This is a genomic window from Bacillus massilinigeriensis, from assembly GCF_900117315.1.
Lineage (GTDB): Bacteria > Bacillota > Bacilli > Bacillales > Cytobacillaceae > Bacillus_BE > Bacillus_BE massilionigeriensis.
Map to the genome: position 1 here is coordinate 2,126,146 of NZ_LT630337.1, position 16,675 is coordinate 2,142,820.

Sequence of the window (16,675 nt, forward strand, 5' to 3'; positions counted from 1 at the left end):
TATTATTGATGTTATTTCACCTGTTAGACCTTGAAACCATGAGTTCTTGCCCCAGGCTTAGTAAGCCATTTAAATAATCTTGCTTCCAATCACTCATGGTAAACTCTGGAAGGTGCTCTGAAGGTACATAGGTAGAGCTGGTCGAAACAATTCGCTCAATAATTGATAAGTCCACCTCATCCTTGGAAAAAATAATGGTATGTGGATTAATGATGGATACAAAGGTTGCGACTAGCCGGCTTATCGCATCGATTTCTCTGTCCTCTTTTATCATGGTTCCCTTTTTACCACTATTTTTTAAAAAAGCCTGGTGAAAATTAGAATGATCATATTGAGGGACGAAAGAGATTTCACCGGAAAATGAAGTACTTCCACGTACGACATTTCCATTAATGATCATTCCAGCACCTGGTCCATTTTGTCCAGAATACAAATAGACAAGAGATGGATTGTCATTTTTCCTATGATTATTGTGATAACCAAGAACGGCAGCGTTCATATCATTTTCCACGACGACAGGGATTGAAAATAGTCCCTCCAAATATCCTTTTAAATCGAAGTGATGAAATTGCTCATAGCCCGGAATATAAAAAATTCGACCATGATTAACGGAACCCGGTACACCAATGGCAATTGAACTGATTTTCGGATATTTTTCAAGGACCCCTTCAATACATTTGGTTAAAAGACCTAAATCATCGCTGACCAGTACACTTTCCGTTCTTTCTTGCTCCTTCACTTCTCCTAAGCAATTAAATATGATGTAATTTGTTTCCGACTTCTCTAAGAAAATGGCCAAACCCAACATATGCTCAGGATTGTATGTATAACGTTTTGCCCTTCTTCCTCCACTTGAATCATCAAGACCAACTAACAATAGTTCCCCGTCTTTTTCCATCTGTGTAAGGAACTTACTGATTGTTGGAAAACTTATTCCTAGTTTTTCACATAGTTCAACCTTTGTTGCACTTCCAAGTTCTAGAAGAGTTGTGCGAATGCCACGAAGGATAACATTCCTCATTGATTTTGGAGTCGCAATAAGCTTACTCATCAATATCACCACCCTAATTCCGGACTTATTAAACATCTTTAATAAGTGAATGTTAAAAATATAACATATTGGATTAATGGATTCAAAGAATATCTTAGGAATATATTTTTATCTTTGCTTTTTTGAATGAATTGCCATTTTAAATGTATATCCCAAATGCCAATAAATTTCAAATGTTCATGGAAAAGAGCGTCCATCCCAGACAGACGCTCTTATTATAGAAATATTGTTATCTCAATGGATTTTCAAAATAACCATTCCGTAGGTCAACCCTTTTAATTTTCCCAGAATCTGTTTTGGGTAGTGATTTGATAAATTGAATGATTCTTGGGTATTTATAAGGCGCGGTTAATCTTTTTACAAACTGTTGGAGCTCTTTTACTAAGTGCTCACTCTCGGCAATTCCCTCTTTTAAAACAACAAATGCCTTTACAAGATTTCCTCTGACCGAGTCCGGATGAGCAACAACCGCACACTCTTTGACAGCCTCGTGTTTCATTAATGTATCCTCTACTTCAAACGGTCCAATCGTATAACCAGAGCTAATGATGACATCATCGTTCCTGCCTTGGAACCAAAAATAATGGTCTTTATCCTTAGAAGCTCTATCACCAGTCAAATAATAGTTTCCTCGATATGCCTCTTTTGTCTTTTCCTCATTTTTGTAATAATGGCTAAATAAAGCAGGGAAGTCCTTTCTGATAGCGATGGTACCAACCTCATTACTAGGAACAGGTCTTCCGTTATTATCCACAATTTCGAGATAATCCTTTAGCAAGGGCTGCCCCATGGATCCTATTTTTTCAGGCTTTACATTTAAATTTGCAATAAGGAGGGTACTTTCAGTCTGACCATAACCATCACGGATTTGGATTCCAAAATTCTTTTGAAAGATGTCGATTACTTCTCGATTTAATGCTTCTCCAGCAGAGACTGCTGTATGCAAATGAGACAGATTAAAGGTATTTATATCCTCCATTTTCGCCATCATCCTGTATTCCGTTGGGGTGCAGCATAACACATTTATTTTATAACCCTGAAGTCGTTGTAAATACTGATGGGGACTGAACTTTTTGTTACATACAAAACCTGTCGCCCCAGAACCAAGGATGGATAGAAATGGGCTCCATACCCACTTTTGCCAGCCTGGGGCTGCAGTTGCCCACACAATATCATTTTGGCCAATATTCAACCATTTAGAAGCAGCAGTCCTTAAGTGAGCATACCCCCAGCCGTGACTATGCACCACTCCTTTGGGCATACCTGTGGTTCCAGAGGTGTATGCAAGAAAGGCATAATCCTCACTGGAAGTATCAACTGTAGTATAAGTTTCTAACTCACTAGCCATAAGATCTTCCATTGAATGCCAGCCTGGTACCTTTTGTCCAAAAGCTATCCTATATTGTAAATGCGGTGTTTCTTCTTTAATTAGGTCAAACTCAGTAACCAATGGATGGTAAGCAATTATTGCCTTTGCCTCTGAATGGTTTAGTCGATAGCTTAAATCCTTCGCTCGCTGCATTTCAGAAGTTGGGCTAATGACCAATCCAGCCTTTAAACATGCTAAGTAAATATAATAGGATTCAATTAGACGAGTCGTCATAACAACGACCCGATCTCCTTTTTTTAATCCTAAGCCGGTTAATCCATTGGCGAGTTGGTTTGCTTTTTTTATTAAACTAGAATAGGTAATGGTTTTCACTTCACCTAACTCATCTTCGAAAATTAAAGCTGTCTTTTCTGTGAAATGCTGATCAATCTCGTTTGCAATATTATAATGTTCTGGTGCAATTAACATCTTTAAATTCAAGGTACGTCATCCTCTTTTTAAATTATTCTGAATGGTTAATTCAAGAACTCCTTTAATCACCAATAAAATTAACCTTATATCACATTATAACATCTAGTTTTATTACTTGGTACTATATTTATTAAACAATATGCATCTAGTCATTTTTTAAAAAAGTACCTTAGCGTTTTTCCTTATGTTTTCAATGATTTTGCGCATAATAAAAGCAAAGTTTTAGAAAGCGAGATGAAATAAATTATGTCTAAACAAGGAATCCAAAACAACAATCAAACAAGAGAGCAAATCGAAAAACATGATAAAAGGAATGATGTTGAATTAGGAACAGACTACCAAATGGGAAACTCAAAATCACAAAGTCAGAAAAAAAGTGGACGCCAGATCAATAAAAAATAACCTCAAAAATGAGGTTATTTTTTATTTGCACCCAATTATATGGTGGCAGTGATTAAATGAAGACATCTATAAAAAAGACTACAACCATAATTAGCTGGATAACGCCTTTTGCAAAGGTACCACTTAAAAAGGCAATTAAGGTAGCAAACGCAACTTTTAAAGCTTCCTTGATTGCTTTCTTTTGAACCATTTCTGTGATTAATACAAGAACAAATGGAATGATGATGACGCCAAAAGGCGGAATCACAAAGCTTCCAACAATTAACCCAATTGTTGCTGCTCTTGTTCCCCATTTAGAGCCACCCGCTTTATCCACAAAATGAAGATTTGCTAAATAATCAGCTAAAAACAACAGAATTGTTAATAAAAGAAGCATAGTAAACGAAATCCATGACAGCTCATTTGAATTTATTCCAAAATGATATAATACAACCCCACCCCAAATGATTAGCACAGACGGAACAATTGGGTATATCAATCCTACAAAACTAAAGATAAAACAAGCGATAATAATGATCCAAAATAATAGGTTAAGTATCGTTAACGTCTCCTTTTGTGATGTTACCTTTATGTAAATTCATTTTATTAAATAACCTTATTTCAAGTAAATCTGAAAAGAGACTTTATTGTTCCTAAAAGACCATACTGTATTTTCTATTTTCAGGTTTTGACTAAAGCTTTCAATCCATACCTGTTTTGTGTTTAATATTGCGGCCAATTGTGCTGTATTTACTGTAACCTCTTCGACTTGCTCCTCTTTTGGAAATACAAATACACATGTACAAACTCTCCTTGCTCTAACCCGACATTCATTCATATCTCCCCTCTTTTCTTCTGATAGGATTACATACGAATTACTTCAAAAAATGTTTCAATCTGCAATTTACTAAATAAAATTTGTCAAATCGTACCTTGAATATACAGAAAAAGCAAAATTCTTAATATTTTACAACTTTGGTAAAGGGCTATTTTTTATTGGAAAAATGTTATTTATATCACAACCTTTTTTTACTTTCAAATGTACAATTTTTATGATTCATACGATTAACAAGAGCAGAGTTGAGCTCTCGAAAGTCAAAAATTGCATCAAGTTTTCTACAATTATGTAGGAGGTTATTTTGTGTTAAAGCTTTTAGTTGTTGTTTTATTTATTATTACTTTTATCTTGATGGGAATCTTCATTGATGGACTGATGGAGCTACATAAAAAGGAAAAAGAAAATCTAAAGAATTTAATTAGAGAAGGCATAGAAGGTTACTTGGACCAAACCTTTGGCTATAGAGCCGCAAAGATTTTTAAGACAATACTGGATTCTGAAGGTAATATGATATATTTGGTTTATCTGTCACAGTTCGAATGGTTCAAGTCCGCAAAATATCAGTGGTATGAAGTATATGTCAATAATGATGGTTTTCATCATGTCAAAGTTCAAGGATGAGCTTTACAACAATTAATGGCACCCCTATGCATGGGGTGTTCTTTTATTTACGGAATCTCAAATATAATAGTTTTGATTATTTCTATGATGAAAGACGCTTTGCTTGTTATCCAACCGGGATTCGTCCTTCATAACCCTTACGAAAGACACTTTTCCTTTTTTCCAACCGCTATTAATCGTTAGCTCCCATCTATTTAGAAAAGTTGCTTGTCCTAGGTTAATAAACTAAACATGTCCCTTATCTCTGAATAAACTGAAAACAAAAGGTAAAGGAGATGATATTGGATGGAAAGAAGAGAATTTTGGGATCAGTTATTGTTGAATTCAAATCGGGATAATCGTGATTTAAGAGATGAGTTTGATAAAAAAGACGAATCCCCTTCAGAATTTCATGGGAATATGACAAGAAAGAGTAGTAAAAAAGAATCACGTCATGGTGATAGAAGGAGGGAAATTTCAACCTGTCAACAGCTTGCTGATATTATTGGTGGCGAGGTCATCACTGCAGCTCCTGTTTGCGTCGTTCAACGTCTTAGAAATATCAATGCAACGATTTTAGGCCGTCGCACCCAATCCCCATTAGCCCTTCCCTTCGCGCTTTCCTTTGAAAACAATCGAAAAGGTGAAACCCTAAATTTAGGTGAAACTGTGATTCTTCAAAAAGAGATTAATCCATTTTTAACTGAATTAAGGAGACGAGGATTAATTGTTACTGCTGTTCATAACCATTGGCTTTTTGATGAACCACGATTAATGTACATGCACTGGGAAAATGTTGGGGATCCATTTGAATTTGCAAGGAATAGCTTTGAAGCTGCTAGAAGAGTTGGACTTTTTTAAAGGAAGTGCATTTTTAATAATAGCTAAAAACCCATTTTGACTAATCAAAATGGGTTTAAATCTTTTCTACTCTATTCAATAAATCTCCCCATAACAATGGTATTATAGTAATTTCCGTCTGACAGAACTCTGTCGTTTTTTAATAAACCTTCTGTTACGAATCCATGCTTTTTATATAAGTTTATCGCAGATTCATTTGTTTCTAATGCATATAATATCATTTTTCTTATTCCGTTTGAATCCGCCCAGGATATGGATTCTTTTAAAAGATTTTTCCCGATCCCTAATCCCTGGAATTCCTTTAATATACATACACCAAACTCAATTTTATGAGAGAACCTTTTTAAATATACTCCCTCACATCTTGAAAAACCAACGAGACGATTATCAGTTTCAGCTACTAAAAAAAGGTTTCTTGGAAGTTAGGTGTCCGACTTTATTAAATGCTTGAAGCCTTCGGTATCAATAAAGGCCTCCCCTCTTTCTCTGTCCATATTTTCGGTTTCGCCATCAATCGTTAATCTTAATTCTGATAATTCTTTTGCATCAGTCTCATTGGCAGATCTAATAGTATATTTTAAACCATTAACAAAAAATTCCTTTTTATTAAATATCATCTTTTTCTCTGTCCCTCTTCATTGTTTACTTATTGCAATAACAGAAAGTAGAAATTCCCTGTCATTTGTCCATTAAATTCAGCCATCCTATGTAATGGAGGTGAAAAATCATGGCGAAAAGAAATGCAGTGACCTATACAGGTAGAGTTTTAGATCAAAGAAACGACCTTACTGCATCTGATAATCCCGGTGAAAAGTCAAAACTCGATCTTCCTAAACATGTACCAATACAAGATCAAAGCCCTAAACAAGTTCATTAAGGTTTTTATTAAATTTAGTTCTATAAATTTGTGCTGCTTAGAAGGTAGCCCTTATATAAAAGCAACCCTTGGATTTTTTAAAAAAGGAAAATAGAAAATCCAAGGCTCATCAACATGGTGATAAATTCAACAAAAGGAAAGAGGGATTTTACTTGGATAGCAAATAATTCCCCTAAAATTAATATTTTTTCAAGTACTAGTCCTCTCAAATTACAAATACTTAATTAGCATCAGTTGGTTTTGCATAAAAACTTTTGTAAATTATCCAATTGATTAGATTGATTCCGATAATGATAAAAAATAAAAAGGTGGAAAGAGTATCTCCATTCTTATTTTGTTCATCTGCTATGTATCCAATAATAATTAATATAATACTGGATACTAATATTGAAATAATTGAAATAAAGCCAACTGTGAATCCATTGACGATTGTTTTAAATTTTTTTGGTGCTAATAAAACAATGGACATAACTAATAGACTGATAATAAAAATGATAAGAATAAATCTTATTAATTGGTAGATTTCCATTCCCCTAGTATTCCTCTCTTTCTAATTATATGACCACAATTTTCTTCAATAATAATCCAAAAATCTATCGGTTTCTATTTCATCCCTTATTGAAATTAATCCTTTTTTAATAAAGATATTTTCCTACTACATTTTACCATATGATACTCTTCAAGGAATCTTCACTTGTTTATGGTTTACAAAAAAATCTATCATTTTCATGATAGATTTTATAAGAGCTATTAAAATAAATGTTGTTTGATAAATCGGTTTAGCAAGTCGGAGTTATGTTTACAAGTATTAATATATTAAACGTTTTTTGATTTAATCATATTCATTGGATCCGAGTTTTTCACTTTTCTATTTTCACCTATCAATAAAAGACATGTGCAAAAATAGATAGCACTTAAGACAAAAGGTAAAATCACATAAATTTTTTCCATTGCAATCAATCCTATAATTGAGGTAACCACTATCACTGCAATGGATTGAAAAATGTAGGCCTTGCTTTTATATATCGTAGCAAAGGGGAGGAAATGAGCTCCTGTTAATACGGCAATAAAGAATGGTAGCCATTGGATATGTTCTACATAAATAAGAATTAGTACAGGAGAAAAAAGAATTTGCATCCCACCCAATACTCCACCAATCGGGGCTAAAGGATTGTCATTTGCCATAAGATCCATTTTCAACAGTTTTGATACCATTATTCCCATTGGGAAGATCATTCCAGCACCTATAAAGTATATCAGCCCTAATAATTTGATGTCCATTTCAATAAAACTCAAAACACCCAAAATCAGCCAATAGCATACCCCAACATAAATCATGGAAATTCCTTTTTTTGTTCTAATGATTAAATCATCTCTTACATTATTAATACTCAATTTTGTAATTCCTCCAATTCAGGTGCCAGGCACCATCCAAATATTGGATGGTGCCTGGCACCTTATTTTATAACCAAACCCATCAAGGCAGCAAATCCGATAGCTTGTTCTGATGATACAACACAACCTTCAAGATCCTCAATTCCAACCGAAAGTCGATTAAAATTAGAATTGCTCAAGTCGACCCCTTTTAAAGTGGTTCCAATAAAATTGACATCATCTAAATCACATTGTTGAATATTCACATGACTAAATCCACATTCGTAAAAATCTCCATTTCTTAGCGAACAACTATCGAACATAACTTGGTTTAAGGAGCTATATCCAAAGGAACTAAGGTTTAAATTGCAATCTTCAAAATGAACATTCTTCAGATTGGACTCTGATAGATTGACTCCAAGTAATTTTGAATTCTTAAATTTTGCTCGGTGGATGATTGCTTCCATTAAATCTGCATTAGATAAATCACAATGATCAAATACAACATCAATTAATTCAATATTCTTGAAAGCAACTTCACTAAAAGTAACATTTTGAAAAATTACTTGTGAAAATACTAATTTATCTATCTTCTCTTTATCAATGATGCAATTTGATATCGTACAGCTTTCGAGATAAGGGTCTTCTTTATAGAATATTTCTTGAAAATTTGCTGGAGATAAAATCTTTGGTAATCTTGGTTCTTCTACTTTTTGTTTTTTCGGCATTTTGGTCACCTTTATTATAAATTGTATCTTAAAGATATCATAAAAATGTTATCCCGAAACCATACAGGATAACTTTTTTCATATACATTATTTTTCGCGCACCTTCAATAACCGTAAACTATTTAATGTAACAATCAATGTTGCTCCCATATCAGCAAATATTGCTATCCAAAGAGTCAACCATCCTGGAATAACTAATAATAAGGCAATTGCTTTAATCACTATAGAGAAGGTAATATTTTGCTTGATAATTGCCAATGCCTTGCGACTCAATTTTATCGTATATGGCAATTTGCTTAAATCATCGGACATTATTGCAATATCAGCTGTTTCAATAGCTGTATCAGTTCCAGCTCCACCCATTGCGATACCGACAGTGGATGCTGCTAAAGCTGGTGCATCATTAACCCCATCTCCCACCATTGCGACACTCGAGTAATTTGTTCGAAGTACCTTAATAAAGTTAAGTTTATCTTCTGGAAGAAGTTCTGCTTTAATTTCTGAAACCCCGATTTCTTTTCCAATCCCTTCGGCGGTTCGTTGGTTGTCCCCTGTTAACATCACTGTCTTTTCGATTCCTGCTTTGTGTAATTTGCGAATTACATCTTTTGAAGATTTCCTTAATTTGTCTGCCACAGCAAATAAGGCAAGAAGGTTCTTTTCTGTCCCTAAAATCATAACGGTCTTCCCTTGTTTCTGCAAATCTGTTATTTTTTGCATTTTGTCACTATCAATCACTTTGTGTAATTCCTTGAACAGCTTGGGGCTACCTATATAGAATATTTCATGTTTAACTACGGCTTTTACACCTTTACCAGTTATGGATTGGAACTCCTCTACCATTACTTCATGATAGTTTAACCCTTCTTCATCACATTTCCTTATTATTGCAGAGGCAAGTGGATGTTGAGACCCTTTTTCAATCGCGGCTGAAATGGTAAGTACCTCGTCTTTGGAAGAATCATACGTGATGAGGTCTGTTACAACTGGAACTCCATTTGTTAATGTACCTGTTTTATCAAAAGCAATGACTTTAATGGCCCCTGCCTCTTCAAGATACACACCACCTTTGATTAACACGCCATTTCGAGCTGCATTTCCTATTGCTGTTACAACTGCTACTGGTGTGGAAACGACCAGGGCACATGGACAACCAACGACCAGGGCTGCTAATCCTTGATAAATCCATTCACTCCAATCTCCGCCCAATATTATTGGTGGAACGATCGCAATAAGTAGGGCAAGCACAATAATAATTGGTGTATAGTATTTAGCAAATTTATCGACAAATGCCTGAGAAGGAGCCCTTTCCGCCTGTGCTTCTTCTACTAGATGAATGATTTTTGATAAAGTCGTATCTTCTACTCGTTTTGTAACTTTTACCTCGAGCAACCCTACTTCATTCAAGGTTCCTGCAAAAACCTCGTCTTGAATCGTTTTTGTAACTGGAACACTTTCCCCAGTAATGGCAGATTGATTTAATGTGGAGGTACCTTTAATCACGATTCCATCCATGGCTAATTTTTGACCAGGTTTAACTATCATGACGTCTCCGATTTGAATATCCTCAACTTCAACAATAATTTCTTCTACTCCACGGCGAATTAATGCTTCTCTCGGCGCAATATCCATCAACGACTCAATTGATTGACGAGCTTTATCCATGGAAAAACGTTCTAACGCCTCGCTAATGGCAAAAAGGATAACAACGGTTGCCCCTTCGCTCCATTCTCCGATAACTGCAGCTCCCAAAATTGCCACTGTCATAAGTGTATTCATATCAAAAATGAAGCGGATGAGATTATTAAACCCTTTAATAAACAACGTGTATCCGCCAATAATTATCGCTACACCGTAACCAATTATTGAAAGTAGTTGATTTTCACCATATTGTCTACTAATTAACCAACTGATTATTAGAATAACTGCAGATATATAGACCTTAATATTTTCCTTTTGTTTCCAAAAAGGCTCTCCTTTAACCTTCTTTTCACTTTCTGCACGTAATTTTAGATTTTCAAATGCTCCAGCTTTTTCAAGCTCTTCAATCGTCGTTTTCCCTGTCACTGTTATCTTGGAAGCACCAAAATTGACTGTCGCATCTAAAACACCATCCAGGTGTTTCACGTTCGTTTCGAACGTTTTAGCACAATTCACTCAGGAAAATCCTTGAACACGGTACGTTTTTACTTCCTGCTCAGACATTGAAGTTCACCTCCTTGTTGGTGTAATGCAATATGAACGAGCTGCATAATATATTTATCATCTATTGAATAAAAGGCCATTTTTCCTTCTTTTCTGAAACTGACGATTCCTTGCTTATGTAGTGTTCGGAGATGATGAGAAGCGGTTGCTACAGTAGAACCAATAATATTAGCAATGTCACACACGCAAAGTTCCTTATCTTGACATAAAGCAAAGACAATTTTCGCCCTGTTCTCATCAGCCAAAGCCTTAAATATAAGGGCCATTTTTGCCATATCCACTTTTTTTAACATTCCCTGTAAGCGATTAACCTTCTCTTCATCAAAACAATAAACCTCACACGTATCATTTCTTTTCATCTTCTCACCACTTTTTATTCAAAGATTCATTTGAATTTAGTATACTCTGAATTTATTCATATTCAAATAGGTATTTGAATGAAATACATCGTTTGGAGTATTAGCTCTAAAAAGTTAAATAATATCTATTTACCTAAAGATCCTAACTGGCTATTCCAAAATAGATTAGGTATAATGATAGTATCAAAATGCATATAGTAAAAAAGACCGTTGGTGCTAGTTACACCAATCGGTCTCCCAATAGAAGATTCCCTTCAAGGGGGTCAGCTAATAGCGGGATAATCCACCTATTGCCTAGCAGCTCATGGGTGGGTTATTTTTTTTGGTTAAATGACAGGATTGCTAAGATTAAGCTTGCAAACGCACAGGCAAACATTAACGCTTCGAATACTGACACAGCACCACCCCCTTTCATCTGGGGATGAGCTAACCACCCAAGAGCTTCCACATCTATTGCTTCTCAATTATATCAAAATTACCGAACATACGCTCCTGTTTATTGTATAAATATTATTTTTGAAATATAAAAAGGTGTTAGGATCCCTCATCCTGATTAATGATGTGGGGCTAACACCCTAAAAAAATTTCTAGCTTTTTATACTTATTTTTTAAACACAATCGAAATAACTTCATCTGCAGTCATATCGCTATCAATTTTATATGTCCCAGGTCGCAGGTTGTTCGCCAACCCTTTCTTTTCCACTCTATTAGAAAAAGCATAAGCATTGTCGATGATATTTGCCCTAACCAATACTTTCCCAACATCAATACTTGTCATACCTTCAGAAACCGTAAGAAATGTTCGATAAATTATTTTTTCTTTTGCATTACTAGTAGATTTATTTTCTTTACTTGATGATTCTTTTTCATTTTTTTCTGATTCAACACTTGCAATGACCTTATTGAACTCCTCTTTTGTATGGATCACATATCCTGAAGAAGTTAACTTATCTTTCATTTCTTTTTCCGTTGGAATCTTTACACTAGTACCATTATTAGTATTTGCCTCAATTTCTGATAAATAAAAGCCACCTAGAATGGTTGAAGAGAGAAATAGTCCTGCTGCAAAACTGAAAATCAACTTAGCGTTCATTTACAGTGGCACTCCTTTCCTTTTTGGAAGCTTTGTAAGGAGCCAATATTTGTTCTACTTCTACTTCATTCATATTTTTCTCTCCAGCAATGCTTTGAACGGAGTATCCTCTTTTATACAAGTCTAGCAGTTCTCGCAATAAAGCTCTTTCTTCATTTGATATAGCCTTATTTTCTGTATTCTGAGATATAATTTCTACATCCAATTCGAGGTTACGAATATGATTTTGCAGTTTACTGATTTCTTCCATCATGGAAAAATAAATAGAATCAATTTCTCTTTGCTCTTTATTTGAAGATTGTTTTATTTGTACTAAAGAATAAATGAGCAACGCTGCTGAAATGCCGAATAGTATGGTTAACGCCCATCCTAACATTATATATATCCTCCATCTCTTAAATCTTTTCTCTCACAAGTTCTCATTATACAACAAATAAAACCACTTTGCTTTTCATTAATCAAAAAATACGACAAAAGTTAGGAATTGGACAAAAAATATCTAGTAATAATATCTTATGTTCTTGGATGGTTCTTGTAGAATTTAGAAATATTTACTTCAACTACCATAATATATATATTCAAATCGCATTATCTTCAAGCCTCATTCTTAATATATATAGCTTTTCTGAAAGCTCATTCAATTCCGCTTTTACAAGAATTTTATTTTTTAAATCCTCAGGAAGCCTATTAAACCCCACCTCTACTCCTTTTAACCCACATGCAATTGCAGCAATAGTGTCGCTGTCCCCTCCATTATTAGCAGCTTCAAATGCAATTTCTTGAAAATCATCAATATGATACAAATAATAGAGTACCCAGAAGAAGGTATTTACGACATAACCATCAGGAGGTACTATCGGTCTCTTTTTGTAAATAGATGTGAAGCCCGAACCATCTATTTCCTTTTCTATCGCTTCATTAATTGATTCCATCTTTAATAACCGATGGGCTATTTTATTATATATTTGACAAATATAGGCTGTTTCTTCGTCATTATGTGTCATATTTGATTGAAGGTGAGTGATTTCTAACATTTTTTGTAATGAAGGATAAGCGAGTGAAACTGGTAAGGTTCGCATAAGTGTTCCATTTCCAGCACACATCCCATCCATTTGAACACAGACCTTCTTTGAAGTTTGAAACCAATCTCCGTTATATTGTCTTAAGACAGATTCCACTATATTACCAATGTCCTTTGGTTTTGAGTCGTACCATTTTAAAAAACTCTCTCCAATATATGGAATGGGATCTTCAGGATTAATTATTATCCCTTCACAAACAGCCATGGTCATAGCAGTATCATCTGTCGTTTCACCAGGTTCTAGATTCCATACCCCTCCTCCAATCATATCAGTGAGGCGACCATGCCTCTTGATAATTTCATCAGCTGACATAAATTCCGTTGTCCCGCCTATAGCATCACCGATGGCAACACCGAATAATCCGCCCTTTATTTTATCTAACAATTTTTTCATCCCCCTATATATAATTTTGGACTAGGATTTGTTATTAAGAAAATCGAATATAGATGAATGGTAATTTCTATATGTCATATTCAAAACTAATCTTCCTCCAATTTCTTATATAATTGAAGGAACACTCTTTTTCTCATTTTAGATAATTCTATTATAATAGAAAAGAGGCTGCCCTTCGGATGCCATGCATCTTAATATGGGACAGCCTCTATATTTGTTCAATGCTTGGTTTATTCTTTCAATTATTGTTCCATTTGCCATACCGACGCCTTCATAAATCGCTTGAAGACCGTAATGGCCACTGGACCTTTCCAATTCTGAATCATAATTGTTAATCCTGCTCTAGCTAATATCTGGAAATGCTGACGTTTACACCACTAAAATAATAGGAATTTTAGAAAAATAGGACAATGCCTTATTAACAACCAAATAGATAGAATTAATAAAAATTATTTAATAAAGAAGCTGTCAAAAGTTCTGCCTGGCATTATTAATAGCTACTTATCCTGAAAGGGAGGTTATCAGCAATCCAAAGCAGGCTGCATTAAGCAATATGACTACTGCAAAACCGATTAACAGCCCCTGTCCCATTCTTTTTTTTCCTTTATTAAAAGCCCAAACAATGACGACTAAATATACAATTAGAGCAACAATGAAGCTAAATAGTCCTAACATGGAAAAAATAAGCATAAGTGCTCCTAAATATATCCCAATTGAAATAAAAATACCAATCCATAGGTCACTCATTGACCCATTTTTATCTTGATTTTGATTCAAATACATCTCCCTCCCCATCTCTAGCAAAAATCATGGTCGGTTCATACTTCCTTGAACCGTTTTCTCTTTCAACTCTTCCTGTATTTTTTTAACCACCTGCTCTTTATCATCCCGATAGAATAGGTTATACGTGTCAAATGGAATAATTCGGCCATCTGGATGAGCAATATGAACACAAGACTTTTTAACCGAACGCACATCAAAATTATAGGCATCTAAAAATTGCATAATAATAACACGGAAAACATTTTGATATCCTATTTCTCCTGGTATTGATACTTTTGGAAGACAACATAATAAATCCTTTAGAGAGGATGCTGATGAATCAGGCGAATGATTTAACGAAAATAAATTAAAGATCATTTTTTTCATACTTTCATCCTGTTCAAATACAATAGTGTTTTTTGCCCCCTCTAATAATAGGTTCGGATCGATTAATCCAGTTAAAGGAGTCACTTCACCGTTTAACTTCAGGGCATAACCCATAGCAAGGCAATCAGGATGACATGGCACAGGAATGACATCCTTCGCATTAAATACTCCTGATTGATCAAGAATCATTTGACGTACTTCACTGACAGTCAGGCGGTCGGTTGAGGGATCATACTCCTCTAATCTTCCCGCTGCTTGGATTGGTTGGAAGGTTACCCCACGAACACATCTTTGCTTTAGACCATATTGAATGATTTCCCCGACTTCATGGTCGTTTAATCCTTTTTTTAAAGTCACAACTAGTGTTGTTGAAATATTGAATTCATTTAAATGATCAATCGCTTTTTGGCGAACCTCTCTTAAGTCCATTCCTCTTAATTCCTCTAGGGCTTCTTTTTCGAAGCTATCGAATTGAAGATAAATTTCAAAGCCTGGTGAGTAGGTCGCTAATTTCTTAACAAATTCCTTATCGTTCGCGATTCGCAGTCCATTTGTATTTACCATTATATGCCTTATGGGCTTGGATTTTGCCAAGTCAAGTATGTCAAAAAATTGTGGATGAATAGTAGGTTCTCCTCCGCTTATTTGGACAATATCTGCTTGTCTTTCATTTTTTATAATGTTATCAAGCATAAATTCTATCTTTTCCAAACTACGGAAGCTGCCTTTTTGCGGTGAAGATTCGGCATAGCAAATCGGACAATTTAAATTGCAGCGTTCAGTGATTTCTAATAAGGTGAGACAGCTATGCTGCTCATGATCGGGACATAAGCCACAATCATAAGGACAGCCGTACTTGATTGGAGTATTCCAGCGATAAGGCATTTCGGCTGGCTTAATAAAGTTCCTGCACCATTTAAAATAATCGACATCCGTTGAAATTAATACCTTTTCTCGACCATGCTGCAAACAGTTTTTTACTAGATACACTTTTTCCTGCTCAATAATCACCTTTGCCTCGACCTTGCGTAAACAAGTAGAGCAAATGCTATTGGTTAATTCATAAAAGATATATGGGCGGTTAGGCATGCAACTCTCTCCTTTTATGTAATTGATGTTTTCTTCTAATAAGCCAGATATAATACAAAATTCCTAGCAAACTAGCAATTTGGATATTGTTAAGCTGTAGATAGGGATGTGGTGTTGGTTTGATAAAATCTATCATCAAACGAAAACAAAGATAGCTAAGCATAAATAATTGAAAAAGAAGACCTTCCCACCCAATTCCTTCCTTTTTCAAGCGTGTTAATGCAAGGATCAAAATTAGTAAAAATATGAATTCATACAACTGAGTCGGATGTCTTCTTACCCCATCACCGAAGTCAATTCCTGTAATCCAATTCGTAGACATTCCATAGGTGTGGTCATCCAAACCAGTTAAAAAGCAACCAATTCTACCAATCATCATTCCTACTGTCAGTGGTAGAACAAAGTCATCTCCAGTTGAACGTGTCCAACCAATTATTTTTTTAGATAACTCCACACCGATTAATCCTCCTAGTAGACCGCCTACAATCGTCTTCCCTTCCATTAGGTAAACGAGGTTATTCCAATTTTCCAGCGTTACAATCGGGTCTTCAAACCAATATAGAACCTTTGAGCCAATTGCAGCCCCAAGTGTCGCACCAACCACTACCCAAAGGGCCTTATCCATTGGGATACGCTCTTTGCTTCTAGTATATAAATACACTCGGAACCCGATAAAATAAGCTAATGCTTCGAATAAAAAATGAGGATGAATCCCAAATATATAGAAAGGAAATGTCAATGCCCTCTCTCCTTACTAACTATATTAAACTAGTATGATAATTATATATTATCAG

20 protein-coding genes and 1 pseudogene are annotated in these 16,675 nt (G+C 35.0%); 4 read left to right on the plus strand and 17 right to left on the minus strand.

What is annotated here, in order from left to right:
* Nucleotides 1-16: 16 nt before the first annotated feature.
* Entirely contained in the window at nucleotides 17-1,051 is a 1,035-nt protein-coding gene (locus BQ6100_RS10600; RefSeq protein ID WP_075981612.1) for an ROK family transcriptional regulator, read from the minus strand.
* 229 nt (nucleotides 1,052-1,280) lie between these two features.
* Nucleotides 1,281-2,849 (minus strand): acyl-CoA synthetase, encoded by a 1,569-nt coding sequence (locus BQ6100_RS10605; protein ID WP_075983521.1) that lies wholly within the window; start codon nucleotides 2,847-2,849, stop codon nucleotides 1,281-1,283.
* A gap of 249 nt (nucleotides 2,850-3,098) precedes the next feature.
* Between BQ6100_RS10605 and BQ6100_RS21455 the strand changes: the two genes are divergently transcribed.
* Nucleotides 3,099-3,254, plus strand: a complete 156-nt coding sequence (locus BQ6100_RS21455; protein ID WP_173719830.1) for a hypothetical protein — start codon at nucleotides 3,099-3,101, stop codon at nucleotides 3,252-3,254.
* Between the two features lie 52 nt (nucleotides 3,255-3,306).
* On the opposite strand, the gene BQ6100_RS10610 is transcribed toward BQ6100_RS21455, so the two are convergent.
* Nucleotides 3,307-3,732: a DUF456 domain-containing protein gene (locus BQ6100_RS10610; RefSeq protein ID WP_315970016.1), complete on the minus strand. Its 426-nt coding sequence runs from the start codon at nucleotides 3,730-3,732 to the stop codon at nucleotides 3,307-3,309.
* A 117-nt stretch (nucleotides 3,733-3,849) separates the two neighbouring features.
* On the minus strand, nucleotides 3,850-4,071 hold the full coding sequence (locus BQ6100_RS10615; protein ID WP_075981614.1) for a hypothetical protein: 222 nt from the start codon (nucleotides 4,069-4,071) through the stop codon (nucleotides 3,850-3,852).
* A gap of 303 nt (nucleotides 4,072-4,374) precedes the next feature.
* Here BQ6100_RS10615 and BQ6100_RS10620 point away from each other — a divergent pair, with 303 nt between their 5' ends.
* A complete protein-coding gene (locus tag BQ6100_RS10620; RefSeq protein ID WP_075981615.1) occupies nucleotides 4,375-4,692 on the plus strand; it encodes a hypothetical protein in 318 nt (105 codons plus the stop codon).
* Nucleotides 4,693-4,977: 285 nt separating this feature from the next.
* On the plus strand, nucleotides 4,978-5,532 hold the full coding sequence (locus BQ6100_RS10625; RefSeq protein ID WP_315970017.1) for a DUF1259 domain-containing protein: 555 nt from the start codon (nucleotides 4,978-4,980) through the stop codon (nucleotides 5,530-5,532).
* Nucleotides 5,533-5,603: 71 nt separating this feature from the next.
* On the opposite strand, the pseudogene BQ6100_RS10630 reads toward BQ6100_RS10625, so the two are convergent.
* Nucleotides 5,604-6,149 (minus strand): annotated as a pseudogene (locus BQ6100_RS10630) (N-acetyltransferase family protein).
* A gap of 110 nt (nucleotides 6,150-6,259) precedes the next feature.
* Here BQ6100_RS10630 and BQ6100_RS21250 point away from each other — a divergent pair.
* Nucleotides 6,260-6,409, plus strand: a complete 150-nt coding sequence (locus tag BQ6100_RS21250) for a hypothetical protein (RefSeq protein WP_159433145.1) — start codon at nucleotides 6,260-6,262, stop codon at nucleotides 6,407-6,409.
* Between the two features lie 220 nt (nucleotides 6,410-6,629).
* On the opposite strand, the gene BQ6100_RS10635 is transcribed toward BQ6100_RS21250, so the two are convergent.
* From BQ6100_RS10635 to BQ6100_RS10685, 12 genes are all read right to left on the minus strand, one after another.
* Nucleotides 6,630-6,938, minus strand: coding sequence for a hypothetical protein (locus BQ6100_RS10635; protein WP_075981616.1), 309 nt, complete (start codon nucleotides 6,936-6,938; stop codon nucleotides 6,630-6,632).
* A 287-nt stretch (nucleotides 6,939-7,225) separates the two neighbouring features.
* Entirely contained in the window at nucleotides 7,226-7,804 is a 579-nt protein-coding gene (locus BQ6100_RS10640; protein ID WP_075981617.1) for a DUF7010 family protein, read from the minus strand.
* 62 nt (nucleotides 7,805-7,866) lie between these two features.
* Entirely contained in the window at nucleotides 7,867-8,511 is a 645-nt protein-coding gene (locus tag BQ6100_RS10645) for a pentapeptide repeat-containing protein (RefSeq protein WP_075981618.1), read from the minus strand.
* A gap of 87 nt (nucleotides 8,512-8,598) precedes the next feature.
* Entirely contained in the window at nucleotides 8,599-10,716 is a 2,118-nt protein-coding gene (locus BQ6100_RS10650) for a heavy metal translocating P-type ATPase (RefSeq protein ID WP_084780328.1), read from the minus strand.
* On the minus strand, nucleotides 10,698-11,075 hold the full coding sequence (locus BQ6100_RS10655) for an ArsR/SmtB family transcription factor (protein WP_075981619.1): 378 nt from the start codon (nucleotides 11,073-11,075) through the stop codon (nucleotides 10,698-10,700). Before BQ6100_RS10655 ends, BQ6100_RS10650 begins: the two co-directional genes overlap by 19 nt.
* Nucleotides 11,076-11,676: 601 nt before the next feature.
* Nucleotides 11,677-12,168: a hypothetical protein gene (locus tag BQ6100_RS10660; RefSeq protein ID WP_075981620.1), complete on the minus strand. Its 492-nt coding sequence runs from the start codon at nucleotides 12,166-12,168 to the stop codon at nucleotides 11,677-11,679.
* The gene (locus BQ6100_RS10665; RefSeq protein WP_075981621.1) at nucleotides 12,158-12,544 is read right to left on the minus strand and encodes a hypothetical protein; all 387 of its coding nucleotides are present in this window, start codon (nucleotides 12,542-12,544) and stop codon (nucleotides 12,158-12,160) included. Before BQ6100_RS10665 ends, BQ6100_RS10660 begins: the two co-directional genes overlap by 11 nt.
* 202 nt (nucleotides 12,545-12,746) lie before the next feature.
* Nucleotides 12,747-13,643, minus strand: coding sequence for an ADP-ribosylglycohydrolase family protein (locus tag BQ6100_RS10670; RefSeq protein WP_075981622.1), 897 nt, complete (start codon nucleotides 13,641-13,643; stop codon nucleotides 12,747-12,749).
* Nucleotides 13,644-13,781: 138 nt separating this feature from the next.
* Nucleotides 13,782-13,958, minus strand: coding sequence for a hypothetical protein (locus tag BQ6100_RS21255; RefSeq protein WP_159433146.1), 177 nt, complete (start codon nucleotides 13,956-13,958; stop codon nucleotides 13,782-13,784).
* Nucleotides 13,959-14,144: 186 nt separating this feature from the next.
* On the minus strand, nucleotides 14,145-14,420 hold the full coding sequence (locus BQ6100_RS10675) for a hypothetical protein (protein WP_075981623.1): 276 nt from the start codon (nucleotides 14,418-14,420) through the stop codon (nucleotides 14,145-14,147).
* A 30-nt stretch (nucleotides 14,421-14,450) separates the two neighbouring features.
* Nucleotides 14,451-15,881, minus strand: a complete 1,431-nt coding sequence (locus BQ6100_RS10680) for a radical SAM protein (RefSeq protein WP_075981624.1) — start codon at nucleotides 15,879-15,881, stop codon at nucleotides 14,451-14,453.
* On the minus strand, nucleotides 15,874-16,620 hold the full coding sequence (locus BQ6100_RS10685; RefSeq protein ID WP_075981625.1) for a prolipoprotein diacylglyceryl transferase: 747 nt from the start codon (nucleotides 16,618-16,620) through the stop codon (nucleotides 15,874-15,876). The genes BQ6100_RS10680 and BQ6100_RS10685 overlap by 8 nt, the downstream gene beginning before the upstream one ends.
* Between the last annotated feature and the right edge of the window lie 55 nt (nucleotides 16,621-16,675).